This window comes from Thauera sp. JM12B12, from assembly GCF_039614725.1.
Classification (GTDB): Bacteria; Pseudomonadota; Gammaproteobacteria; order Burkholderiales; family Rhodocyclaceae; genus Thauera.
Map to the genome: position 1 here is coordinate 1,419,713 of NZ_CP154859.1, position 24,082 is coordinate 1,443,794.

Here is a 24,082-nt window from a genome sequence, read left to right on the forward strand (position 1 = left end):
GCATCCTGCTTCGGTTCCCGCCGGGACGAACGTCAGCGTCGCGGCGCTGACTTCATAACGAGACAAGAAAATGCTTTCTGAACTTGGTTTGAGCGTGGCCCGTTCCATCCCCGTTGAGCAGGTGATTGGTTTGGCGACGGGCAACCTGAGCCTTCACGGTGGGGTGATCCGGGACGCTGCAGGTCGAATCGTCTCCCACTTGGCAATGCCGGCTTCTGCTGGCCTGCTTGGTGCGGTTCCAGGCTTGGGCGCGATCGGGTCGGTCGTGACCGGAATCCAGATGCAAGCCTTGAGCGCGAACGTGGCTGCGGTGAAGGCGGCGACCGATCAGATCCTGAACTACTCGATCGCGACCACCGCGCTGTCGGGCTTGGGTATCGTCACGTCGGTAACTGGCTTCGCCTATCTTGCTTCTCGCCTGAACCGCATCGACAAGCGGCTGAGCACTCTTGAGAAGCAGACGAAAGCCATCAAGCAGTTCCTGCAGTCTTCGCAGCATGCCCAGCTTATGACCGCGGTCGATCACCTGCGTCTGTCTCAGCAGGCCACGGATGGCGAGACGCGGCGACACTTGCTCCTTCAGAGCAAGCAGCTGTTCACGACCCTGGCCCATCACTACAAGGTCCAGCTCGGGGAGATCGACGACATCACCGAACTGAATGCGACGGAGGACTGCTACGTCCTCGCCTGCCTCGGCAGCGTGATGGCAATGAGCGACCTCGGCATGGGTGAGGCCGCCCGGGATGAAATGCTTCGCCACTACGCCGACTGGCGTGTGATCGCTCGCAAGCACTGCGGCAAGCTGCTGCTCAAGGATGACCCTGCACGCCTGTTTGACGCCCGGTACGTGCAGTCGGTGCCGGCCGCAAACCTGATTCGCTTCCTCGACTTCACGAACGACAGCAACCGCGGCGTGCAGTGGTTTGACGAGTTACGGCGAACTCTTGACAAGGCCACACTGGTCCGCAGCGCGATGTCAGTCGTCGAGCCCGCCTGCATCGAGTACGCAAACAAACTGCTGGTGAAGAACGAGGTGTTGCAGGGCTTCAACGCCCATATGGGGTTCCTGGCCGAGAAGAAGCTATCGCTCTCGTACTTTGCCCAGAGGGTCGAGGAGATCCGGGAACGAGAGGGCGCGAAGTTCCTGGTGCTGCAGAACACCGCTTCAGCGTAGCTGCATGGCAGACCGTCGGATCGATGAGCAGGGAAGACGATTGACCCGTCACCTGCTGTTGCTGGGGGTATCTTTGGGGGTATGAAAGGACTTAGAGGTCTTAAAAGGCTTTCGTTATGTGGCTTTTAGGCAACAGTTCGATAGCCCTTCGGCCACCACGAACACCTCCGAAGTAGTCCGAGAAAGCCCGGAAATCCCAATAAAATCAAGGATTCCGGGCTTTTTTGCGTCCAGAGTAGTCCAAGAACGGCTAGTGGAAGCCGGAAGTTTGTGGGGGCAGTTGGGGGTATGAGGCGAAAGCCAGCGTACCCCCAGCCGGAGATACCCCCAAATGCCCCTGACCGACACGCAGATCAAGGCGCTCAAGCCCGAGGCGAAAGCGCGCAAGCACGCCGACGAGAAGGGGCTTTTTCTCCTGGTGACGCCGAGCGGCGGCAAGCTGTGGCGGCTCAAGTACCGGGTTGCAGGCGGCCCGGTTCCCGGTGCATCGGGACTTGGCCGGGTTCGACTTCGAGCAGTCGAAGGTGGAGCGGGCGCTGATTCAGGAACTCGCCACGCTCGATTTCACCCCGCAGGCCCACAACGTCGTGTTCATCGGCGGCACCGGCACAGGCAAATCGCACCTAGCCACCGCGCTGGGCGTCTTCGGGATCACCCGGCACAGCAAGCGGGTGCGATTTTGCTCGACCGTTGATCTGGTCAATCTGCTCGAGTAGGAGAAGGTGGCCGGCAAAGCCGGCAAGCTCGCCTTCTCGCTGCTGCGCATGGACCTGGTGATTCTCGATGAGCTGGGCTACCTGCCCTTCAGCCAGAGCGGCGGAGCGCTGCTGTTTCACCTGCTCTCGAAGCTTTACGAGCACACCAGCGTGATGATCACGACCAACCTGAGCTTCGGCGAATGGGCAAGCGTGTTCGGCGACGCAAAGATGACCACGGCACTGCTCGACCGGCTCACCCATCACTGCCACATTGTCGAGACCGGGAACGAGTCCTATTGCTTCCGTCAGAGCTCGGCCAGCGCGCGGTCGCGGATCAAGGACCGTGAGCAATCCAAGCGCGGAACCCTTACCGAGGACGAACCGTTCTGACCAGGCGCCCGCGCAGAGAAGCCCGCTTCGGGCTACGCCCTTCGCGGGCTTCTCTGCGCACACTCGCGGTCAGCAACTCGACTACACTGAACATCGGCTGCTTCATGACGAGCAGCTAAAGTGCCTGGGTAGAATTCAATGCGCACCGCTGGGTAGTCTTAGACGCGCGCCGGCATTCAGCGTCCGGCCGAGCCTGTGGCGTTTATGGTGATTGCAATGATTGCGGCGTTCACTACGATGCAAGCATTGCAATCATCAGGAGCGCGCGATGGCGACCAATCTTGTCGTTCGTAACATCGACCCTTCAGTCGTGCAGGCTTTGAAGGAGGCGGCGGCGCGGCACGGTCGAAGCGCTGAGGCGGAGCATCGGGAAATCCTGCGGGCAGCGCTTGCCCGACCTGCGCGGCGGACCTTCAAAGACGTTCTGGCCAGCATGCCGGACGTGGGTACCGATGAAGACTTCAACCTCAGGCAGGGCTGATGTACCTGCTCGGCACCAATATCATCAGCGAGTTGCGAAAAGGTGGGCGTGCCAATCCGGGCGTGACCGCCTTTTTCGCCACCCTGGCCGCGGAGGACATCTATCTGTCGGTCCAGACAATCGGTGAGATTCGCCGGGGCCTAGAGAACATCCGTAATCGCGGTGACTGCGAGCAGGCCGCGCGACTCGAAGCCTGGCTGGATAGGGTGGTCGCTGACTATGCAGAACGTATTCTGGGCTTTGACCTCGACTGTGCTCAGCTCTGGGGCCGACTGATGTCACCGAGTCCTCAGCATCCCATCGACAAGCAGATTGCAGCCATCGCCCTCATCTACGACCTAACCGTCGTTACGCGCAACACGGAAGACTTCAAGTCGGCCGGGGTGCGGAGCATCAATCCGTTTAGCCCGCCCTTGGTGACCTGAGAGGCGAGCGGCAGCGTTCCGCTATCCTCGGTGCCTAACCGCTGGAGTGCCGAGAATCGGGAACACGGTAGTGTTCTGATCAGTGTGCAAGAGCCCGAGCTGCCGCGCAGCGAGATCCCTCACGAACCCGATTCGACCACCCGCGCCTGCGGCCGTCAGATCCGCCCCATCGGCGAGGACGTCGCCGAGAGGCGCGACTACACCCCGGGGCGCTTCACCTTCGCGCGCCACATCCGGGGCAATTGGGCGTGCGGCACGTGCGAGACCCCGGTGCAGGCATCAGGACCCACTGCCGCTGTATCGTCAGGAAGGCATCTTCGGCCGAGCCGGGTTGGCGATTCCACACGAGGGGTAGATTGTCTCCAAATTCGGAACGGTGACTTTTCAGGCGGGCTGTTTATCTCAGTCGCCTGGGCGCCGTAGAGTGCGATCCATGGACGGCGCATCACTGCGCGACTGCTGATGCAGAGGATCGGAGCCTTCGCAGGCCGGGATCGATGCTGGAGCTGGCTCGCGACAGCGCCGTCTTTCTGGAGAATTCGGATGCACGCCCTTCCTACCCTGTTCGTCTCGCACGGCGCGCCCACGTTTGCGCTCGACCCCGGCCTCGCGGGCGCGAATCTCGCCGCGCTGGGACGCCGGCTACCGCGCCCGCAGGCGGTGCTGGTGGTCTCGCCGCACTGGATGACGCGCCAGCCGCGGGTCACCCTGTCGCCGCGGCCGGAGACGATCCACGACTTCGGTGGCTTCGACCCGGCGCTCTACACGCTGCGCTACCCGGCCGCGGGTGCGCATCTCGTCGCTCGCCGCGCGCTCGAACTGCTCGCGGCGGCAGGGCTGGCCGCCGCCCCCGATGCCGACCGCGGGCTCGACCACGGCGCCTGGGTGCCGCTGATGCACCTCTACCCCGAGGCCGACGTGCCCGTGCTGCAGGTGTCGCTGCCGGTGTGGCTGGACGCCGATGGCGCCTATCAGTACGGTCGCGCACTGGCGCCGCTGGCGAACGCGGGCGTGCTGATCGTGGGTTCCGGCAGCCTGACTCATAACCTGTACGAGTTCCGCCTCGGCGATCCGCGCGCAGAAGCCTACGCGACCGAGTTCGCGCACTGGGTGCGCGACGCGGTGCTGGCGGGCGATCATGAGCGTCTGCGGCGGGCGCTCGCGATCGCGCCGCACGCACGCAGGGCGCATCCCACCGCCGAACACTACCTGCCGCTGCTGGTCGCCGCGGGCGCGGCGGCGCAGGCCGTGCCCGCGAGCGTCATCGAGGGCGGCATCGTGCATGGCGTGCTGTCGATGGATTCCTTCCTCTTCGGTGCGGACCCCGCCCTCGGCCAGGACGCCACCGGGAACACCCGGGCGGCCGACTGAGTTCCCGCGATCGACGCGGCCGCCACCACGCCGACAGCCGTGTCGCCGGGGATGATCATGGCGCGGGAGGCGACGCGTCTGCCCGCGGCCGTGGCTGCGCGGGGGCTCAAGGGCTGCGCTGGCGTGCGGCCCCAAGGAAGTGCAAGCGGAGCGAGAGCACGCTGGCCGCAGCGCTCGCGGTCATCGCCGCGGTCATGAGGGGCCGCCCGCGATCGCGCCGCAGGCCTACCGGCTGCAGGCCGGCGGCAATCGCCTCGTCGATCGTTGCGCCGGCGGCGTCGTCGAACCATTCGGCCGCGTGACGGTTGGCCGCCATGTGCGAGGGGTCGGGCCGGAACACCAGCAGCACCTTGTCGAGCATGGCCTCGTTCTTCAGGAGTTCATACTCCCATTTCACCCCCGGCGAGTCGCTCGCCACCAGCACGATGGCCTGGGCCGCGCGGGCGGCAGCGGCCAGGGTCTGCTGCCAGTCTGCGTGGTCCGAGTAATGGCGCTGCGCGCCGAAGGGCGTGCGCTTGTCGCCCGGCCGGCCGAGCGCGATCACCGGCCCGAACTGCGCGAGCTCGTCGACCAGCGCCTCGTCCAGGTTCTGGCGGAAGGACCACAGATCCAGCCAGCGCGCGGGCAGGTCCCAGGGACGCCGCCGGAAGCTGCACTGATCGTCATCGAAGCCGCGCAGGAAAAGGATCGGGCGATCCGGCGCGGAGGCCAAGGCCGGGCGCCACATCTCGCGTGCGCTCAGGCGTTTGCCGATGTGGAAGAGCGCATGGCCGAGCACGATCACGAATGCGCCGATGAGGGCCCGCGAGCGCGCGAGCACGCCGCCCGTGTAGACGACGAAGCGCGCCAGGAACAGGGCCCAGAAAGCGGGGTTCTTCAGCGCGTCAAGCCGCCACGATGACGACGGCAGGCCCGATGCGGCGGCCATGCGGACCCAGAAGCCCTGGTCGCGGAGCGCGCCGAACAGAAGCTCCCGTGGCCGGTCGCCGGCCAGCAGCAGCCGCAGACGGACGAAGCGGGCCAGCGCAAGGCAGACGAAGGCGAGGGCGACCAGCGCGGCCAGGGTGCCGAGTAGCTCCGTCAGATCGCGGTCGCCCTCCATCCAGAGCCAGACGATTCCGGCAAGCGCCGCTGCGACGAGGGCGGCGGAGAGGCCCAGGAAGACGGGGCGCGCACTCCTGCGGTCGTTGCCCGCCAGCAGACCGGACCCGAGCCATAGCAGCAGACAGGCGAAGACGCCCACGATCGCGAGCGGCTCGTCGCCGGACTCGTCGATCATCTCCAGCAGGCCGTAGCCGAGCAGCCCGCCGAAGAGCTGCCACGCCAGCGAGCCGATGGCGCATCCGCTGACCAGCGCCAGCAGCCGGAAGCGGTCCTGCCTGTCCAGCCAGTCCCAGAAGGCGAAGCCGAGTGGCGTGAGCGCGAGCAGGGCCCCGACCGCGTAGTGCCAGTCCTCGAGCAGCGGTTCGCCGCCGAAGGCCTCCGATGCCTGCTCGACGAAACGCTGCGTGCCGTATACCTCGACGAGCTGCCACAGCACCACGAAGGGCGCGGCGGCGACAAGGAAGGAGCGCCAGGTCGCCGAGCGGTCGACCTGCTCGACGATCTCCGCAAGGGGCGACACGTCGATCAGCGCGACGGTGCCCGAAGCCGCGGGGGGCGTCGCGACCGGATCGCCGTGCCGCGCATCGAACGGCGCGAGCTCGCGACCGATCGCAAGGAAGGTGCCGCAGAAGGCGAACGGGAAGCTGACGAGGCCGATGGTCGCGAGCGGACCGGAGGCTCCGCCGCCCAGCCCTGCGGGCGCAATCGCCGCGGCGGACAGCCATGCCACCATCAGCAGGGGCGGTACGAAGACCAGGCTGCGCGCGCGCCAGTGGGTGCCTGCGGTGAACGAAATCGCCGCCACCAGCCACAGGGCGGCCCCGTAGGACGGTACGGTGAAGCGTGTCAGCAGGGGCGTGATCAGCAGGATCCCGATCCAGGCCAGCGCGAGCCGTGCGACGGCCCTGGCGTCCGGCAGGCCGCGGGCGCCGGGTGCCATGAAGGCTCGGAACAGGCGGCCGGCGAAGACTGCCGCGAGGCTCCCGAGCAGGACATCCCACCCGAGGCGCGACCATTCCGCCACCGTGACGCTGTGCTCGAGCGACTCCCCGATGGCGAGCGCGAACAGGCGATCGATGAGCAGGCCGGCGAACAGCATGGCGACGAGGGTGCGCGGACGGCAACAGCCGAGCACGGCGAGGCCGAAGCAGGCGATCGGGACGAAGCTGGAGAGGCTGTAGTTGCCGAAACGGATGCTCGCGGATCCGAGCTGGACCGAGCCCGTGCTCGCCAGCCCCGCCAGGACCAGGGCCGCACCCAGGATAGCGAGGGCACCGACGGCGCGCCGCGGGCGCTCCGTCCACACCGCACCTGCCAGTGCCTCCCAGCGGATGGCAAGGAGCAGGATGAGGATGGCCGGAATCGCGAGGAGATTGACCCGGAGTTCGCCGGGTGGCGAGATCACCCGCCATGGCGCGAGGTCGAGCGCGGCGACCACCAGCAGGCAGAACCCGGCGATCGCCGGAAGGGCCGTGTCGCCGCGCAGCCAGCGCCCGGGCGGTGGCATCGAGAACCGTTGGTCGACCGCCGCGGCGACGGCCAGGGAGAGCAGCAGCGTCGCGCTCGAGACCCCGAAGCGGAGCCCGATGCCCGCATCGAGGGTGAGCCCGAGCGCGGGAAGGAGCGCGAGCGGCCACCACGCGCGCAGCACGCCGACCCCGTGCCGGGCGGCCAGCCAGCCTGCCAGCACGGGCAGGAACCAGGTGAGATCGAGACTGACCGGGAGCGCCTCGACGAACTGGATCCAGAAGGACCCGGTCATCAGCAAGCCGAGAGCCAGAACGCGGCGCCCTGAGGGCGTGTCCGGGGAAGCGTGCGCGACAGCAGACATCTTGCGACCCCCCTGACGGTGTGGCGTCCATCCCGCATGGGTGGCCCGTGACCCGGATCGAACGCTCGACCTGATATCAATATAGGCCGGCGGGGGGCGGCGGCAAGGTGGTGGATCCTGCGCGAGGCGCGGCACCGGTAGCGAGGGGCCTGCGGCTGCTCCAGAGTCGGCGCTGGTCTCTCAGTCGCCCGCGCGCCACGGCATGGCCGGTGCGACGAGCCGCGGCGCCCGGCCGTCGCCGACCGGGCCGAAGCGTGGACCGCCCTGTTCCCACTCCGCCTGCGCCTGCGCGATGTCGGCCTTGCTGTGGCCGACGAAGTTCCACCACATCAGCACCGGCTCCGCGAACGGCACGCCACCCAGCAACAGGGCGCGCCCGCCCGCCGGCAGGGCCAGACGCAGGCTGCGCCGATCCTTGCCGAGGTAGGCGAGCTCGTCGGTGCCGATGAGCTCGCCGTCGACCGTCGCCTCGCCCACGAGCGGCATCAGCCCGTATTCGAAATCCGGGTCGAGTGCGAGCGTGAGCACGTCCGCCGCGTCGCAGGCGATGTCGATGCCGACCAGCGGCGAATGGATGCGCGCCGGCGCGCTCCGCGGGCCATGGCGGCCGGCGAGCAGGGTCAGCTCGGCGCCGCCCTCGCGCCATTGCGGCAGCGCCGGGTAGTGGTCGAAGGCCGGGGCGCAATCCTTGTGCGCCGGTGGCAGGGCGATCCAGAGCTGCGCCGCGTGCAGGCGCGCGCCGTCGTGCAGGGAGTCCTCGGTGTGGGCGATGCCATGACCCGCGGTCATCAGGTTGACCTGGCCGGGGCGGATGACTTGCTCGTTGCCCAGACTGTCGCGATGCAGCACCTCGCCCTCGATCAGCCAGGTGAAGGTCTGCAGGCCGATGTGCGGATGCGCGCCGACGTGCATGCCCTTGCCGGGCTCGAATTGCACCGGGCCGGCATGGTCGAGGAAGCACCATGCGCCGATCATGCGCTGCTCGCGACTGGGGAGGGCGCGGCGGACGAGCATGCCCTCGCCGAGGTCGGCGCTGCGGGGCTGGATGCGGACGATCGTGTTCATGCGGGGTTTCCTCCTTGGGCAGCGTTGCAGGGCTCAGCGCGCTCCGCCCAGCACGCGTTTCAGCCATGCGCCGATGTCGGCGACCTCGGCCATGCACACCGAGTGGGGCATGGCGTAGGTCCGCCATTCCGGCGCGAGGCCGAGCGTCTGCAGCATCGCCAGCGCCTGCTCGCCGAGTTCGAGCGACACCACGTCGTCGTCGGTTCCGTGCGCCGCAAACACCGGGATCTGGCGGTTCGCTTCGGCGAGATCGGCGGTGATCAGCCGCGCGCTCGGGATGTAGGTGGACAGCGCGATGACGCCCGCCAGCGGCGCCGGGTGGGTGAGCGCGCTCAGGTAGGCGACCGCGCCGCCCTGCGAGAAGCCGGCAAGGATGATGCGCTCGGTCGGGATGCCGCGCGCCGTTTCGCGCTCGATCAGCTGGCGGACGAAGGCGCGCGACTCGAGCAGGCCGGCCTCGTCGATCTGCCGCGCGCCGGGCGTCAGCGAGATGATGTCGTACCAGGCGCGCATCACGTAGCCGCCGTTGCAGGTTACCGGCCGGAAGGGCGCGTGCGGGAAGATGAACCTCGCCGCCAGCCCCGCGGGCAGGCCGAGCTCGGGGACGATCGGCGCGAAGTCGCTGCCGTCGGCGCCCAGGCCGTGCATCCAGATGATCGACCACTGCGGGTTCGGTCCGGTCTCGATCTCGATCGGCGGGGTGTCGGGGGTGAAGGCGGTGTCGTCGGTCATCCGGGTCACGGTGAGTTCGGGTTGCGGGTCGGGGTTTTCCCCAGCGGGTGGGGACAGGGGTGTGGGCGAGCCTGTGGATAAGGGGCGCCGCCCCTTGTCCTCCCTCGGGGTGCGGGGTGTGCTCAATCTTGAGGCAGTATGAACCCACGAGGCGTGGAATAGTTGCGCACTGGCAGTCCGTTGCCAAAGGCATGGGGAGGCATTGCCGCTATCATGCGCACTGTTCCGCCGGGCGCGGGCATTTCCCGACTTCCCGCCTGCCTTCCGCCTGCGGCGCACTCGACGATCTCATGCAGTTCGCGTCGGCCATACCCTGGCCCGCGCACCATTTCCGGATGGCGCAGACCCCCCAGTCCCTACAGCCCAAGTGCCTGATCTTCGACCTCGAGACCGTCCCGCAAGCGGAGGGTGAGCGGCCGCGGATCATCAAGATCGGCGCGCTGCGCCCGGACACCGGCGAGACGCTCGAGCTCGACACGGGGGTTCGGCTCGATGCGGCGCTCGCGCGCCTCGATGCGATGTGCGCCGGGGCGAGCTTCGTGCTTGGGCACAACGTGCTGGCCCACGACCTGCCGGTGCTGCGCGCGCTTGCTCCGGACTCGCCGCTGCTGCAGCTTCCGGCGATCGACACGCTGCGCCTGTCGCCGCTGGCCTTTCCGCAGAACCCCTATCACCGGCTGATCAAGGACTACAAGCTGATCCGCGACAGCCTGAACTCGCCGCTGTCGGACTGCCGCTCGACGCTGACCCTGTTCGCCGACCAGCAGCTCGCATTCGACCGGCTGTTCGAGGCGAACGCCGATGAACTGCTGTGCTACCAGGCCCTGATCGCGCCGCGCACGGGGCCGGGACTGGGCAACTTCATGTTGTCGCTGACCCGGCGCATGCCGCTGGCGATCGACGAGGTCGCGGACCGTCTGCCGGCCTTGCTGGCGGAGACCGATCCCGGGCTAGCGCGCGCACTGAAGGTGTGCCGGACCCGCCTGGCGAGCCTGGTCACCGAGGACCTGCGCACGCCCGCGCTGCATTGGCCGCTCGCCTACGTGCTTGCCTGGCTGCGGGTGTCGGGCGGCAATTCGGTGCTCGCGGCCTGGGTGCGCCATCAGTTTCCGCAGGTCGGCCGGCTGATCGCCGAGCTGCGCGACCGCCCCTGCGAGGATCCCGCCTGCAGCTACTGCCGCACGACGCACGATCCCCGGCAGGAACTGAAGCGCTACTTCGGCTTCGATGATTTCCGCCACGAGGCGGACGGCGGCAGCATGCAGCACGACATCGTGCTGGCCGGCATGCGCGGCGAGTCGGTGCTGGCGGTGCTCGCCACCGGGGGCGGCAAGTCGATCTGCTATCAGCTGCCGGCGCTCAACCGCTACCACCGCAATGGCAGCCTCACGGTGATCATCTCGCCCCTGCAGTCGCTGATGAAGGACCAGGTGGACGGCCTGCTCGCGCGCAACGTCCAGTGCGCCGCCGCCCTGAACGGCCTGCTGACGATGCCCGAGCGCGCCGACGTGCTGGAGAAGATCCAGATGGGCGACGTCGGCATGCTGCTGGTGTCGCCCGAGCAGTTCCGCAACACGGCCTTCCGCAAGGCGATCGCCAACCGCCAGATCGGCGCCTGGATCTTCGACGAGGCGCACTGCCTGTCGAAGTGGGGCAACGACTTCCGCCCCGACTACCTGTACGCGGCGCGCTTCATCCGCGAGTTCTCGGGCGCGGGCACGCTGGCGCCGATCGGCTGCTTCACCGCTACCGCCAAGCAGGACGTGCTGGACGACATCCGCAAGCATTTCCTCGACGAGCTCGGCGTGCGCTTCGCGTCCTTCATCGGCACGCCCGAGCGGCCGAACCTGCATTTCGAGGTCTTCCCGGTGAGCGCGGGGGAGAAGTTCGCGCGCGCGCACGCCTTGCTCGCCGAGGAGCTCGGCGATCGCGCGGGCGGCGCGGTGGTCTTCGTCGCCAGCCGCAGGAAGGCGGAGGAGCTGGCCGATTTCCTCATCGGGCAGAACTGGACCTGCAAGCACTTTCACGCCGGGCTGCAGCCGCACGAGAAGAAGGACATCCAGGACGACTTCATCGGCGGCGAGCTGCGCGTGATCGTCGCCACCAACGCCTTCGGCATGGGCGTGGACAAGCCGGATGTGCGCCTGGTGATCCATGCCGACATCCCCGGCTCGCTGGAGAACTACCTGCAGGAAGCCGGCCGCGCCGGGCGTGACCAGGACGACGCGCGCTGCGTGCTGCTCTACGACCCGCAGGACATCGAGACCCAGTTCGGGCTCGGCGAGCGCTCGCGGCTGAGCTACAAGGACATCCAGCAGATCCTCAAGAAACTGCGTTTCGAGGCCTCGCGACGCAAGGGCGGGCAGGTGGTGATCACGGCCGGTGAGATCCTCCAGGACGAGGCGGTGCAGACCAGCTTCGAGGCGGACGACCGCGACGCCGAGACCAAGGTCGTCACCGCGATCGCCTGGCTCGAGCGCGGGCAGTTCCTGCGTCGCGACGAGAACCACACGAAGGTGTTTCCAGCGAAGCTGTGTCTGACCGAGGAAGATGCGGCAAAGCGGCTCGAGCATGCGCGGTTGCCGCAGCGCCGACTCGAGGAGTTCCGTGCGATCCTGAACTACCTTTACTCGGCCGAGGCCGACGAACGCGTCAACACCGACCAGCTGATGCTGCTGACCGGGCAGACCAGCGAGGAGGTCAGCGCGGCGCTGCGGCAGCTCGAGGCGCTCGGCCTGCTCGAGAACGATGCGCAACTCACGCTCTACGTCCGCCACGGCATTGCGGGCGCGGCGACCGAGCGCCTCGAGCACTGCCTTGCGCTCGAGCGCGCGCTGTTCAAGGTCCTGCGCGAGCTGGCGCCCGATGCGGACCATGGGCGCTGGCAGGACTTGAATCTGACGCCGCTCACCGCCGCCCTGCGCGCGCGCTGCGAGCAGCCCGAGCTGCTGCCGCTGCATGTGTCGCGCCTGCTGCACAGCCTGGCGCTCGACCGCGACGGCGACAGCCAGCAGCGCAGCAGCTTCGAGCTCAGGCAGGTGAATCGCGAGCACCTCAAGCTGCGCATCCGGGGTGGATACACCTGGTCGCAGGTCGAGGGGCTGGGTGACAAACGGCGGCGCATCGCGGCGGCGGTGCTGCCCTGCCTGCTCCGCAAGCTCCCACCCGGGCAGCGCGGCAAGGACCTGCTGGTGCACACCACCTTCGGCGAGCTGCAGCACCTGCTCGAAGCGGACCTGGAGTTGTCCGCGACGATCAAGCCGGAGCAACGCTTGAAGGCGCTGGAGCACGTGTTGCTCTACCTCCACCACCAGGAGGTGCTGACGCTCAACCACGGCATGACGGTGATGCGGCGGGCGATGACGATCGACATCAACCCGGACAAGCAGAGCCAGCGCTACGTGAAGGACGACTTCCAGCGCCTCGACGAGCACTACCGCGAGCGCCGCATCCAGGTGCACGTGATGCGCGAATACGCCGAGGTCGCGCTGCGCGAGATGGCCGACGCCCTGAGGCTGGTGATGCACTACTTCACCCGCAGCAAGGACGACTTCCTGCGCGCCTACTTCCCGGGCAAGGAGGAGATCCTGCAGCTGGCGACCAGCGAGGGCTCGTGGAAGGCGATCATCGACGCGCTGAACCCGACGCAGAAGGCCATCGTCACTGACCACCAGGACCGCAACCGCCTCGTCCTCGCCGGCCCGGGCTCGGGCAAGACGCGGGTGGTGGTGCATCGCATCGCCTATCTGCTGCGCGTGCGGCGGGTGCCGGCCGCGGCGATCATCGCGCTCACCTTCAACCGCCATGCCGCCAACGAGATCCGCAAGCGCCTGTTCGCCCTTGTCGGCAACGATGCGATCGGCATCACCGTGCTCACCTACCACGCGATGGCGATGCGGCTCACCGGCACCAGCTTCGATCGCCGTGACAAGGTGGAGGAGGGCGAGCTCGACGCCGTCCTCGACCGTGCCGCCGAACTGCTCGAGGGCCGCGCAGCAGCGGAAGGCGAGGACGATCTGCGCGAACGCCTGCTGCAGGGCTATCGCTACATCCTGGTGGACGAATACCAGGACATCGACGACCGCCAGTACCGGCTGGTCAGCGCTCTCGCCGGGCGGCACGATGACCAGGACGGCGAGCTGTGCATCCTCGCCGTCGGCGACGACGACCAGAACATCTACCAGTGGCGCGGCGGCAGCAACCGCCACATCGGGCGCTTCTGCGAGGCGTTCGGCGCGCAGATCAGCTACCTGGTCGAGAACTACCGCTCCAGCCGGGCGATCATCGTCGCAGCCAATCATCTGATCGCGCACAACGCCGCGCGGCTCAAGGCCGAGCAGCCGATCCGCATCGACCCGGCGCGGGCGGCCGTTCCACCCGGGGGCAGGTGGGAGGCGCTCGACCCCGCGCGCCGCGGCAGTGTGCTGAGGCTGCGCGTTGCCGGGGCCGACCGTCCGTGCGGCAACCTGCAAGCCCAGGCGGTGGTGGCCGAGCTCGAGCGGCTGCGCGCGCTGGAGGAACGCGACGACTGGCAGGGACTCGCCGTGCTGGCGCGCAGCCACCGCTACCTGTGGCCGGTGCAGGCCTTGTGCGAGCGCGAGGACATCTCGTACTTCCTCGCCGCCGACAAGCAGAGCGGCCTGCCGCTCACCCGGCAGCGCCCCTTCGTTGGTCTGGTCGCGCATCTGCGCGGCCTCGGCGCGTCTGCGCTCACGGCTGCCGCAGTGGCCGAGATCGCCCGCGAGCGCATCGCCGATCCGATCTGGCAGGCGTTCTTCGCCACGGCCTGCGCGCAGCTCGGCGGCGAATACGGCGAGTGCCAGCTTGCGCCCGCGACGGTGATCGACTGGCTCTTCGACTACGCGCGCGAGATCCGCCAGCAGCCGCGCCCGGGGCTCTTCCTCGGCACGGTGCATGCGGCCAAGGGGCTGGAGTTCCGCCATGTCGTCCTGCTGGATGGAAACTGGGAGGCTTCATCCGAGCAGCTGGACGAGACCCGCAGGCTCTACTACGTCGGCATGACTCGCGCGGAGGAGACGCTGACGCTGTGCGAGTTCGACCTCGGCAACGCTTTCGTCGCCGCGCTCGGTGGATGCACCCAGCTCCGTCGCTTCGAAGGCAGGCACGATCCGGCGCTGGATGTGCAGTACCAGGTGCTGAGCCTGGGCGACGTCGATATCGGCTTCGCCGGGCGACACCATGCCGGTGCGCCGGTGCATGCGGCGATCGCCGCACTGGAGCCCGGCGACCCCTTGGTGTTGCGCGCGGACGGTGATCGCTACGCGCTGTTCGATCTGCTCGGCAACAAGGTCGGACGCACGGCCAAGGCTTTCAGGCTCGCCCTGGACCACGCGTGCTGCGAGGTTGCCGGCATCGTCGTCCGCTACAAGGAAGAGACCGAGCCGGCCTACATCGACCGCGTGAAGTGCGAGCGATGGGAAGTGGTGGTGCCCAGGCTGCGTGGCGGTCCGCTCGAGGCGGCGCCCTGATGTGCAGCATCCCGGCCGCGCGGCCTTTCTCGCGCTGGACCGGAAGGAGTCATCCAACAGGCGCCTGAGGTCGCAGGGGCCTGTGCAGGCATCGCCTATAATGCGGCCCCGCCCCGATGATCAAGCCGCCGCCATGCGCCACAACCTGAAGGTTCCGTTCGCCGAGAAAGACCAGGCCAAGAAGCTCGGCGCGCGCTGGGACGCGGCGCGCAAGCTGTGGTACGTCGAGGCTGGGCGCGATCTGGGCCCGTTCTCGCGCTGGCAGCCCACCCCGCATGACGGCTCGGTGGCGGCGCCATCCGGCCCCGCCCCGCGACGCAGCCCGCCCGCGCAGGCGACGAGCGAGGGGAAGGTACAGGTGGGAAGCCGCTTCGTTGTGCTGCCGCGGGTGTGTGAATGCCTGCCGTGGGATGACTGCGACAAGTGCCGGCTGGAGGCCTGGCCCGAGCCTCGGGCGGGGCGCTGATCAGAACACTACCCAGGCCGACCAGCGCGTGCTGCGCTGGCGGCCTCATGAGCTGCGGGGCCGCCACCGGGCCCTTCTCCCGTGAAGGGGCAGGGCGCGGGCGCGTGCGTCTCAGTTCGCGCCGTCGCGAGGGGGCAGCGCTGCGGTCATGACCCGGTTGCGGCCGGCCTGCTTGGCCTGGTACATGGCGCCGTCCGCGCGCTTGAGCGCGCTCTCGAGGCCCTCGCCCTCGCCGAGCGGCGTGACACCGGCGCTGAACGTGATGACGACCTTCTGCTGGTCGGCCATGAAGAACTCGCGCGTGAGTTCGCGCTGCAGGCGAACGAGGGCCTGCTGGGCATCGGTTTCGGCCGTCTCGGGGAGGAGGATGACGAACTCCTCGCCGCCGAAGCGGGCCAGCACGTCCTGCGGGCGAAGGTGCTGGCGCACGACCTTGGCCAGGTGGACGAGGGCATCGTCGCCGGCCTTGTGGCCGAGGCTGTCGTTGAGCTTCTTGAAGTGGTCGATGTCGAGCAGGGCGACGGCAAGCCGGCTGCCGCGGCGCTGCGCGCGCGCCGACTCGGTCTTGAACATCTCCTCCAGCCCGCGGCGGTTGAGCGCGCCGGTGAGCTGGTCGTGGCGCATCAGGCGACTGGTTTCCTCGAGCTCGGCCTGCAGGCTGGCGATGCGCTGCTCGGCTTCGGTTGCCTGCTGGCGTGCCGTGAGCAGTTCGTCGCGCGAGCGTCGGGCCTCTTCCTGGATGCTGCGGGTCTCGTTCATCACTTCGTCGAGCAGGGGGCCGATCTCGGTGATGTCGCGCGCCTGGGCGATGCGCTGGGCGCAGGTGCCGATGCGGTCGTGGTAAGCGCCGGTGCTCTCCGAGAAGCGCGCGAGCTGATCGACGAAGCCGGCGAGCATGTCGCGCAGGTGACGCTGGGTTTCGACAAGCGTGTGCTTGAGCTGCCCCTGTTTGAAGATCAGCTCCTTGAGGCGGCGCCCGGCGTCGTCGATCTTGCGCGGATCCGGCTTGCTGTCGACGACCTCGCGCAGCATCTCGATCTGGCCGCTGAGCCACTGGTCGTCGAGCACGAGCTCGTCGATGTTGCGAAGCAGCAGGCGCAGCAGTTCGAGCAGGCCGGCGTGGATCTCGGCGTCATCGGCCGCAGCGAGCTCGATGTCGCGCGCGAACGTGCGCAGGCGCTCGCCGAACTCGCGCAGCGCTGCCGGGGTCGCGTGGAGGTCGAGCTCCGTCGACAGGGCGGTCGCCGTTTCCAGCAGCTCGGGGTGCTCCTGCAGCATCGCGGGGACTGCCTTGCGCAGGCTCAGACGCAGGAGTTCGCGCAGGGTGTCGGCAAGTTCGGCGCCGGTGGCTGCAAGCGCCTGAGGCAGGGGCGTGGCCTGCGTGGCGCTGGCCGGGGCGGTTGTGGCGCTGGCCGTAGGGGCGGTCGCCGTACGCGTCGCGGCGCCACCGGCAGTGGCATCGACGCGCTCGCCTTGAGCCCCCTCGGTGGCCTCCGCGCGGGGGGCTTCGTCCTCGGTGCCGCCCTGGCTCCAACCGCGCAGCAAGCCCTGCAGCCGGCTGTAGAGGGTGGCGGGGTCGGCCGCGTTGAGTACGCGGTCGAGCGATTCGCGCTTGCGCGCCGTGGTCCAGCCGGTGTGGCGGGCCTCCCACTGCCGGAGCAAGCTGGCGATCAGCTCGTTCCAGACTGGCTGCTCGCCGAGCTTGAGGCCTTCGAGGTAGCGCTCGAGCGCGGTTTCGGCGGCCTTCATCTTGCCGTCCGTCAGGGCCTGGTCGAGCTGGCGGGCGTTGCGCTGGCGTTCGGCGTTGTCGCGCGGCAGGCGCTTGGCGAGCTTGCGGACGAAGGCTTCGGGCAGGGCGTCGTCGTCGGGTCGTGTGCCGGCGATCTCGTGGTAGAGCTTGCGGTAGTTGTCGGGTGTGGGTGCCACCCGGCGCATCGCGAGCTGGCGCAGGGTTTCGCGGGCAATCTCGGAGGGGTTGCTGATCGTGGGCATGATGGTCGTCGACGAAGCCGGGTCGAAAAGATCTTCGCGGCATTATAGGGACGAGCCGAGCGGGGACTGCGTGCCATTCTGCACGCGCGCCCGAGTCCCGCGCATCACGGATGGATCATGCGGAATTGGGTGTCGGGGCGAGGGCCGCCCTCAGGCCGAGGAGGGACCCGGGCCAGTGCGGCCGTCACGATCGAGCGGCTCGCCGCGGCGCCGGTTCAACGCGGGGCGTCTTCGTCCGGCAGCTCGTAGCGGTCGGCGACATACGCCGGACCCTTCATCACGAAGACGATGAAGGCGCCGATCGCTACCGTGAATACCACCGTCCAGTGCAGCACGACCGCTGCGAGCACCCAGATGTCGATCATCTGCAAGGCGCGGGCGGTGTCCATGCTTGCGTCGCCCCACCAGAACAGCCGTGCCAGCAGGGAAACCGAGACGCATGCCGCCGTGCCGAAAAGCGTGATCATCGGCAGGCGCGCGAGCACCTTGCGTTCCAGGCCCGCGGGTTCGGTGCGGGAGCCGGGCAGTCGCCTCCAACGCTTTTCCATGGCTGTTCCTTCGTTACATAGCGGGCTGCACCCGTCGGGCGCGCCATGCGCCCGCGGAGACGGTCGGCAAAATGGGCAGTGCCGGCGACGATGCCGCGGGCGCGGCGTTAGAATAGCGCCGTTATCCGACTCCCCCGTTCTGCGTCGCGTCGACTCCGAGGGCCGTCGGTTTCCCATGATCCGCTCCACATTGACCCGCTCTACCGTACCTGAGTTCTCTCCGAAATGACCCCTGATCAAGCCGATACCGGCGTCGAAGCGCCCGGCGTCCCGGAGCAGCACGACACCGCGCCCGCGCGCGTCGAGCCGCGCGCCATGCTCAAGCACCTCCAGGCCGAATCTCCCGCGTTCCGCGACTGCAAGCCGCTGGCGCTGAGGATCGACGCGGCCATCCTGACGCGCTTTCCGGCGTTCGACCGCAAGAACCTGCGCGTGGCGTTGCGCATGTACACGGCGTCGACCAAGTACCTGAAGGCGGTCGAGCGAGGCACCGAGCGCTTCGACCTCGATGGAAATCCGGCCGGGGAGGTGACGGCCGAGCAGCGCGAACATGCCGCGGCGACCTTGAAGGAACGTTTTGCAGCCGTCGCCAAGCAGCAGCGAGAGAAGCGCGAGGCCGAGGAAGCCGAGCGCCGCCGCGAGGAAAAGCTCCGCCAACTGGTCAGCAAGTTCGGCCGTTGAGCCTGGCGGGGCGTGAGGCTGCCTCAGCGAAGGTCGCGCTTGACGGCCTCGGCGCGGGTCATCCAGGCGCTGGCGCCCGCCGCGACCGCTACGGCGAGCCCGCCGCCAATGTGGCCGGTGCCGATCATGAGGCCGGCCAGCAGGCCGAGTGCCATGAGGCTCTTGCTGGTGCGCGATTCCATGCTGCCCTCCACTGTTTGTACTGTGTGAAGAACTGTATATAAAAACAGGTGTGCGCGCAAGCTGTCGCGTGCCGCCCAACAGCCGGGCATGCGCTATAATCGGCGCCCGTTGCCGGCATAGCTCAGTTGGTAGAGCAGCGCACTTGTAATGCGAAGGTCGGGGGTTCGACTCCTCTTGCCGGCACCAGATTTCGAAGTTTCTTGTGCGACGCAGAAAAAACCTTGATTTTCAGCAGCGCCTTGTATATAGTTTCGTTTCTCCGACGCGGGGTGGAGCAGTCTGGCAGCTCGTCGGGCTCATAACCCGAAGGTCGCAGGTTCAAATCCTGCCCCCGCAACCAAACAAAGCAGAACGCCAATCCCTCGGGATTGGCGTTCTGCTTTTCTGCGCGCCGATCGCGTCAGTCGAAGCTCACCACGACCTGCCCCGCCTGAACATTGTCGCCCCTGGCAACGTGGAAGGTGGCAATGCGGCCCGCAATGGGAGCGGTGATGTTGGTCTCCATCTTCATGGCCTCGAGCACCATCAGCGCGTCGCCGACCTGCAGTTGCTGGCCCGGTTGCGCGATCAGGCGCACGACGATACCCGACACCGGGCTACGGCATACCTTGTCTTCCTCGGCGTCCGCGCCGTCGCTCGCCACAGGTGTGGGTGGGGCGCTGGCGACACTGCCGGGCAGCACCGCCGAACCCACCGGATAGGCGGGGGGCAGGTTGGCGTTGTCGGTTTCGGCGACCTCGACATCGACGTCGAAGGTCTTGCCGTTGAGGGTGATCCTGAGTTTCACGGCGAAATTCCTCTCAATGCACGCGGTGCGACGCCTGGATGTGCACGCGTCCGACCTGGGCCCAGGTGGCCGAATGCACCAAGCGCACTTGGCGGATGTGGGCGCGGACGCCCAGGAAGGCGGCGATCGCAGCCGAGATGGCGAGCATTTCCTCTTCGCTCACGGCGTCGGCCTCGGGCGGGCGGCCGGCCGGTTCCGGCGCCTGCGCCACATCGGCGAGACGCGATTCGAGCGTGGCGATGCGTCCGCCGAGCGCGCGCACTTCGGCGCGCAGGGCTTCGATCACCTGCAGCAGTCTGTCATGATCGGTCATCGCGCTGTCCTTACAAGGGCATCAGTCCGTGCTTCTTGTGCGGCCGCGGCTCGCGCTTGGTGCGCAGGTACTCGAGCGCCTGGGCGACGTGGCGGCGCGTCTGGGCAGGCTCGATCACGGCGTCGACCAGGCGGCGTTCGGCGGCGACGTATGGGTTGGAGAACGTCTCCCGGTATTCGTGGATGAGGGCCCGGCGTCGCTCGTCCGGATCTTCGGCCTCGTCGATCTCCTTGTGGAACACGATCTCGGCTGCGCCTTCGGCGCCCATCACCGCGATCTCGGCGGTCGGCCAGGCGAACACGCGGTCGGCGCCGAGGTCCTTGCTGCACATCGCCACATAGGCGCCGCCGTAGGCCTTGCGCAGGATCACGGTGATCTTGGGCACGGTGGCCGAGGAGTAGGCGAACAGCAGTTTGGCGCCGTGGCGGATGATGCCGCCGTACTCCTGCGCGAGGCCGGGCAGGAATCCGGGCACGTCGACGAAGGTGACGAGCGGGATGTTGAAGGCATTGCAGAAGCGGATGAAGCGCGCGGCCTTGTCGGAGGCGTCGATGTCGATCACGCCCGCCTGTACGAGCGGCTGGTTGGCGACGATGCCGATGGTTCCGCCGCTCACGCGCGCGAAGCCGATGACGATGTTCTGCGCGTGTCCCGCCTGCACCTCGAGGAAGTCGCCGAAATCGACGATGCCGGCGATCACCGTGCGCACGTCGTAGCCCTGGCGCGCCTCCGCAGGCACCAGTGCCTCGAGCGCCGGGTTGGGCTCGACGCGGCGGTCGCCCTCGATCTGCGGCGGATCTTCCAGGTTGTTGCCGGGCAGGAAGCTCAGCAGCTTCTGGCACAGGAGCACGGCGTGGCGGTCGTCCTCGGCGATGAAGTGGATCACCCCGGAGTGGCGCATGTGGGCGTCCGGTCCGCCGAGTTGCTCGGCGGTCACGGTCTCGCCCGTGACCTGCTTGATGACCTGTGGTCCGGTGATGAAGAGTTGTGCCTGGCGGGTCTGGATGATGAAGTCGGTGAGCGCGGGGCTGTAGGCGGCGCCACCCGCACACGGGCCGCAGATCAGCGAGATCTGCGGCACCACGCCCGAGAGCAGCACGTTGGCGTGAAATACCTTGCCGTAGCCGGACAGCGCATCGATGCCCTCCTGCACGCGCGCGCCACCCGAATCGTTGATGAAGACGAAGGGCGAGCCGGTCTTGAGCGCCATGTGCATGATGTCGGCGACCTTGCCGCAATGGACCTCGCCGGCCGAGCCCCCGGCGACGGTGAAGTCCTGGCTGGCGAGGTGGATCAGGCGACCGCCGACGGCGGCCGCGCCGGTCACCACGCCGTCGGCGGGCAGGGTCTTGTCCGCCATGCCGAACAGGGTGCCACGGTGTGCGGCAAAGAGGCCGGTCTCGTCGAAGCTGTCGGGGTCGACGAGCGCGCCGATGCGTTCGCGCGCGCTCAGCCTGCCGGCCTTGCGTTGCCTGTCGAGGCGGTCGGCGCCGCCGCCGAGCTCGGCGGCAGCGCGGCGACGCTGCAGATCGGCGATCTTGTCCTGCATGGTGTTCATGGGGGGCTCCTGGATTCCCTTGGGGCGCGCGTCCGGACGGGGGGCGGTGGTGGGCATCAGCCCACCGGTGTGACCGAGACGCGATGCGAGCGTCCGTTCAGGGTCACGTCGTAGCTGACCGTAGCGTGCAGCGGCGCGGCAGCGGCCGCATTGGCGCTGGGTCCCGGGGCGCTGCCAGGCGCTGCGGGGGGCGCGGTCTTGCCGAGATTCTTCGGTCCCTCCGCGCGGCTGGCGAAGAACTTCGGGGCGACCTGCGGGAACATGGCGTGGGTCAGCACGTCCTCGTCACTGCCATCGCTGCCCGGCAGGGCGAGCGTGCTCTCGCGCAGGGATTGCCATTCTGGCTGCAGCAGGTCGGCGGGGCGGCAGTCGATGGGCTGCTTGCCGCCCTGGCGCTCGGCAAGGGCGACGACCTCGGGGTCGCGGGCGCCCGGCGCCTGGCCGTAATAGCCGAGCATGAGGTCGGCGAACTCGCCGGACATCGCCTTGTAGCGCCCCATCATCACGTTGAACACGGCCTGCGTGCCGACGATCTGGCTCGATGGCGTGACCAGCGGCGGGAAGCCGGCGTCCTCGCGCACGCGCGGCACCTCGATCAGCACCTCCTTGAGGCGGTGTGCCGCGTTCTGCTGCTTCAGCTGGCTCTCCATGTTGGAGATCATGCCGCCGGGGATCTGGCTGTCGAAGATGTCGGTGTCCACGCCGTGGATGTTGGACATGAACTCGGCGTAGCGCGGGCGAACGCTGGCGAAGTGGTCGCGCACGCGGCGCAGGCAGTCCTTGTCGAGGCGGGCCTCGAAGCCGGTGCCCTCGAGCATCTCGACCAGGCTTTCGGTGGGGTTGTGGCCGGGGCCGAGGCTGAGCGAGCTGATCGCGGTGTCCACGCAGTCGGCGCCGGCCTCGATCGCCTTCATCAGGCTCACCAGGGTGACGCCGGTGGTGGCATGGGTGTGCACATGCACCCGCACGCCGGCGCCGCAGCGTTCCTTGATACCCCTGACGATATCGTAGGCGGGCTGCGGCTTGAGCAGCGCGGCCATGTCCTTGAGGCAGATCGAGTCGCAGCCGAGCTCGACCAGGCGCTCGGCCATGTTCACGAAGCCCTCTACGGTGTGGAGCGGGCTCACGGTGTAGCAGATCGTGCCCTGGGCGTGCTTGCCGGTGCGGCGCACGGCGGTGATGGCGCGCTGCAGGTTGCGGATGTCGTTGAGGGCGTCGAAGACGCGGAATACGTCCATGCCGTTTTCGGCGGCCTTGTCGACGAAACGGTCCACCACCATGTCCTGGTAGTGGCGGTAGCCGAGCAGGTTCTGCCCGCGCAGCAGCATCTGCAGGCGCGAGTTCGGCAGCAGGCGGCGGAAGGTGCGCAGGCGTTCCCAGGGGTCTTCGTTGAGGAAGCGGATGCAGGCGTCGAAGGTGGCGCCGCCCCAGCACTCGACAGACCAGTAGCCGGCGCGATCGATGTCGGCGCAGGCGGGGACCATGTCCTCGAGTGCCATGCGGGTGGCGAGCAGGCTCTGGTGCGCGTCGCGCAGGGCGAGTTCGGTGACGTCGATGGTGCGTTTCATTTGGGGGCCTGTGCAGGGGCGTCGCGCCGTGTTGATGCGGTCGGTGGCGCGGCTGCGTCGTTATTTGTGCACTGCAACTATATGCCCGCGGCGCGTTGCATGCATGATCTGTGTCAATCAATTTGCGTGCGACGTGCAGGTGGGCACGCTCGCAGGCGCGGGGCGAGGTGTCGCCGGGGCATCGGAGCATTGTTGCGAATCCACGAACATTGCTGCTCAGGGAATGGGGTTTATCTGAGCATGGATTACAAAGACAATCACGGGCCGAAATCCGTCGCCGAGCAAGCTGCAATGAACCAAGCCCGCTTCAACCCCTACCTGCTCCTCGTGCTCGCGTCCCTGTTCTGGGCCGGCAACATGGTCATGAGCCGTGGCCTGCGCGCCGACCTGCCGCCGGTCGCGCTTGCGTTCTGGCGCTGGGTGGTCGCGTTTGCCTGCGTGCTGCCGCTGGCCTGGCCGCATTTCAGGTCGCAGTGGCCGCTGCTGCGGGCGGCCTGGAAGCAGGTGGTTTTCCTCGGCATCTTCGGTGTCGGCTTCTACAACACCTTCTCCTACGTTGCGGTGCAATACACCACGGCGACCAGTGCGACCCTGCTCAACTCCTTCATCCCGGTGGCCACGATCGCGCTTGCCTTCGCCTTTCTCGGTAAGCGACTCACGCGTCCGGAGGCGGTCGGCGTCGGCGTGTCGCTGCTCGGCGTGGTGACGTTGATCGCACGTGGCAGCCTCGACACGCTGCTGGCGCTCGAGCTCAACACGGGTGACCTGTGGATGCTGGTCGCCGTGCTGACCTGGAGCATCTACACGGTCGGCTTGCAGTGGCGGCCGAAGGGTGTGCATCCGATGCTCCAGCTTGCCGCCTTCGTCTTCGTCGGGCTGCTGGTGATGGCGCCGATGTATGCGTGGGAGCTGTCGAGCGGGCGTTCGGTGGTTCTGCATGCCGGCTCGGTGGCCGGCATCCTCTATGCGGGCGTGATCGCGGCCTTTCTCGGATTCGTCTGCTTCAATGCGGGCGTGATCGCGGTGGGACCTTCGGTCGGATCCTTGTTCATCCACCTGCAGCCGGTGTTTGCCGCGATCCTGTCTACGCTGCTGCTCGGGGAGTCTCCGGCCTGGTTCCACTATGTGGGCATGACGCTCGTGCTGGGTGGTATCGCGCTCACGATGCGCCAGCCACGCTGATTCCCCGGGTTCGTTCATCGGCCGACGAACCGGCGCCTGAGCGC

The 24,082-nt window shown here is 68.0% G+C and carries 18 protein-coding genes, 2 tRNA genes and 3 pseudogenes; 13 read left to right on the plus strand and 10 right to left on the minus strand.

All coding sequences use genetic code 11. The annotated features are described in order from the left end of the window. Positions 1-70 precede the first annotated feature (70 nt). The 7 genes and pseudogenes from AAG895_RS06280 to AAG895_RS06310 all read left to right on the plus strand — a co-directional run bounded on the left by AAG895_RS06280 (position 71) and on the right by AAG895_RS06310 (position 4,539). The gene (locus AAG895_RS06280; RefSeq protein WP_345794666.1) at positions 71-1,174 is read left to right on the plus strand and encodes a hypothetical protein; all 1,104 of its coding nucleotides are present in this window, start codon (positions 71-73) and stop codon (positions 1,172-1,174) included. A gap of 331 nt (positions 1,175-1,505) precedes the next feature. Beyond that, a pseudogene (locus AAG895_RS06285) lies at positions 1,506-1,592 on the plus strand (integrase); the annotation flags it as partial. A gap of 43 nt (positions 1,593-1,635) precedes the next feature. Continuing rightward, positions 1,636-2,262, plus strand: a pseudogene (istB, locus tag AAG895_RS06290) (IS21-like element helper ATPase IstB); the annotation flags it as partial. A 268-nt stretch (positions 2,263-2,530) separates the two neighbouring features. Further along, entirely contained in the window at positions 2,531-2,743 is a 213-nt protein-coding gene (locus AAG895_RS06295) for a DNA-binding protein (protein WP_345794667.1), read from the plus strand. After that, a complete protein-coding gene (locus tag AAG895_RS06300) occupies positions 2,743-3,168 on the plus strand; it encodes a type II toxin-antitoxin system VapC family toxin (RefSeq protein ID WP_345794668.1) in 426 nt (141 codons plus the stop codon). The genes AAG895_RS06295 and AAG895_RS06300 overlap by 1 nt, the downstream gene beginning before the upstream one ends. A 93-nt stretch (positions 3,169-3,261) precedes the next feature. Beyond that, positions 3,262-3,511 (plus strand): annotated as a pseudogene (locus tag AAG895_RS06305) (IS66 family transposase zinc-finger binding domain-containing protein); the annotation flags it as partial. A 200-nt stretch (positions 3,512-3,711) separates the two neighbouring features. Next, positions 3,712-4,539 (plus strand): class III extradiol ring-cleavage dioxygenase, encoded by an 828-nt coding sequence (locus AAG895_RS06310; RefSeq protein WP_345794669.1) that lies wholly within the window; start codon positions 3,712-3,714, stop codon positions 4,537-4,539. Positions 4,540-4,645: 106 nt separating this feature from the next. On the opposite strand, the gene AAG895_RS06315 is transcribed toward AAG895_RS06310, so the two are convergent. The 3 genes from AAG895_RS06315 to AAG895_RS06325 all read right to left on the minus strand — a co-directional run bounded on the left by AAG895_RS06315 (position 4,646) and on the right by AAG895_RS06325 (position 9,271). Then, entirely contained in the window at positions 4,646-7,405 is a 2,760-nt protein-coding gene (locus tag AAG895_RS06315; protein ID WP_345794670.1) for a hypothetical protein, read from the minus strand. 249 nt (positions 7,406-7,654) lie between these two features. Beyond that, entirely contained in the window at positions 7,655-8,539 is an 885-nt protein-coding gene (locus AAG895_RS06320; RefSeq protein WP_345794671.1) for a pirin family protein, read from the minus strand. A 33-nt stretch (positions 8,540-8,572) separates the two neighbouring features. Continuing rightward, positions 8,573-9,271 carry an alpha/beta hydrolase gene (locus tag AAG895_RS06325; RefSeq protein WP_345794672.1) on the minus strand — a complete coding sequence of 233 codons (699 nt, stop codon included), beginning with the start codon at positions 9,269-9,271 and terminating at the stop codon, positions 8,573-8,575. A gap of 335 nt (positions 9,272-9,606) precedes the next feature. Here AAG895_RS06325 and AAG895_RS06330 point away from each other — a divergent pair, with 335 nt between their 5' ends. Together AAG895_RS06330 and AAG895_RS06335 are read left to right on the plus strand one after the other, a co-directional pair. Next, positions 9,607-14,760 carry a RecQ family ATP-dependent DNA helicase gene (locus AAG895_RS06330; protein WP_345794673.1) on the plus strand — a complete coding sequence of 1,718 codons (5,154 nt, stop codon included), beginning with the start codon at positions 9,607-9,609 and terminating at the stop codon, positions 14,758-14,760. Positions 14,761-14,893: 133 nt separating this feature from the next. Further along, on the plus strand, positions 14,894-15,226 hold the full coding sequence (locus tag AAG895_RS06335) for a DUF5710 domain-containing protein (RefSeq protein ID WP_345794674.1): 333 nt from the start codon (positions 14,894-14,896) through the stop codon (positions 15,224-15,226). A 111-nt stretch (positions 15,227-15,337) separates the two neighbouring features. Here the strand turns inward: AAG895_RS06335 and AAG895_RS06340 are convergent, their stop codons facing one another. Together AAG895_RS06340 and AAG895_RS06345 are read right to left on the minus strand one after the other, a co-directional pair. Beyond that, positions 15,338-17,218: a GGDEF domain-containing protein gene (locus AAG895_RS06340; protein ID WP_345794675.1), complete on the minus strand. Its 1,881-nt coding sequence runs from the start codon at positions 17,216-17,218 to the stop codon at positions 15,338-15,340. A gap of 215 nt (positions 17,219-17,433) precedes the next feature. Beyond that, positions 17,434-17,766, minus strand: coding sequence for a hypothetical protein (locus AAG895_RS06345; protein WP_345794676.1), 333 nt, complete (start codon positions 17,764-17,766; stop codon positions 17,434-17,436). A 315-nt stretch (positions 17,767-18,081) separates the two neighbouring features. Between AAG895_RS06345 and AAG895_RS06350 the strand changes: the two genes are divergently transcribed. After that, on the plus strand, positions 18,082-18,447 hold the full coding sequence (locus tag AAG895_RS06350) for a ProQ/FinO family protein (protein WP_345795240.1): 366 nt from the start codon (positions 18,082-18,084) through the stop codon (positions 18,445-18,447). A gap of 23 nt (positions 18,448-18,470) precedes the next feature. Here the strand turns inward: AAG895_RS06350 and AAG895_RS06355 are convergent, their stop codons facing one another. Further along, positions 18,471-18,629: a hypothetical protein gene (locus tag AAG895_RS06355; RefSeq protein ID WP_345794677.1), complete on the minus strand. Its 159-nt coding sequence runs from the start codon at positions 18,627-18,629 to the stop codon at positions 18,471-18,473. A 111-nt stretch (positions 18,630-18,740) separates the two neighbouring features. On the opposite strand from AAG895_RS06355, the gene AAG895_RS06360 reads away from it, so the two are divergent. Beyond that, a tRNA-Thr gene (locus AAG895_RS06360) sits at positions 18,741-18,816 on the plus strand. A 77-nt stretch (positions 18,817-18,893) separates the two neighbouring features. Continuing rightward, positions 18,894-18,970: transfer RNA gene (locus AAG895_RS06365), tRNA-Met, on the plus strand. A 60-nt stretch (positions 18,971-19,030) separates the two neighbouring features. Here AAG895_RS06365 and AAG895_RS06370 read toward each other — a convergent pair. From AAG895_RS06370 to AAG895_RS06385, 4 genes are all read right to left on the minus strand, one after another. Then, positions 19,031-19,417 carry an acetyl-CoA carboxylase biotin carboxyl carrier protein subunit gene (locus AAG895_RS06370; RefSeq protein ID WP_345794678.1) on the minus strand — a complete coding sequence of 129 codons (387 nt, stop codon included), beginning with the start codon at positions 19,415-19,417 and terminating at the stop codon, positions 19,031-19,033. Between the two features lie 13 nt (positions 19,418-19,430). Next, positions 19,431-19,730: a hypothetical protein gene (locus tag AAG895_RS06375; RefSeq protein WP_345794679.1), complete on the minus strand. Its 300-nt coding sequence runs from the start codon at positions 19,728-19,730 to the stop codon at positions 19,431-19,433. A 10-nt stretch (positions 19,731-19,740) separates the two neighbouring features. Next, positions 19,741-21,279: an acyl-CoA carboxylase subunit beta gene (locus AAG895_RS06380; RefSeq protein WP_345795241.1), complete on the minus strand. Its 1,539-nt coding sequence runs from the start codon at positions 21,277-21,279 to the stop codon at positions 19,741-19,743. Positions 21,280-21,344: 65 nt separating this feature from the next. Beyond that, positions 21,345-22,856 (minus strand): methylmalonyl-CoA carboxytransferase subunit 5S, encoded by a 1,512-nt coding sequence (locus AAG895_RS06385; protein ID WP_345794680.1) that lies wholly within the window; start codon positions 22,854-22,856, stop codon positions 21,345-21,347. Between the two features lie 291 nt (positions 22,857-23,147). Here AAG895_RS06385 and AAG895_RS06390 point away from each other — a divergent pair, with 291 nt between their 5' ends. Beyond that, positions 23,148-24,038, plus strand: coding sequence for a DMT family transporter (locus AAG895_RS06390; protein WP_345794681.1), 891 nt, complete (start codon positions 23,148-23,150; stop codon positions 24,036-24,038). The last annotated feature ends 44 nt before the right edge of the window (positions 24,039-24,082 follow it).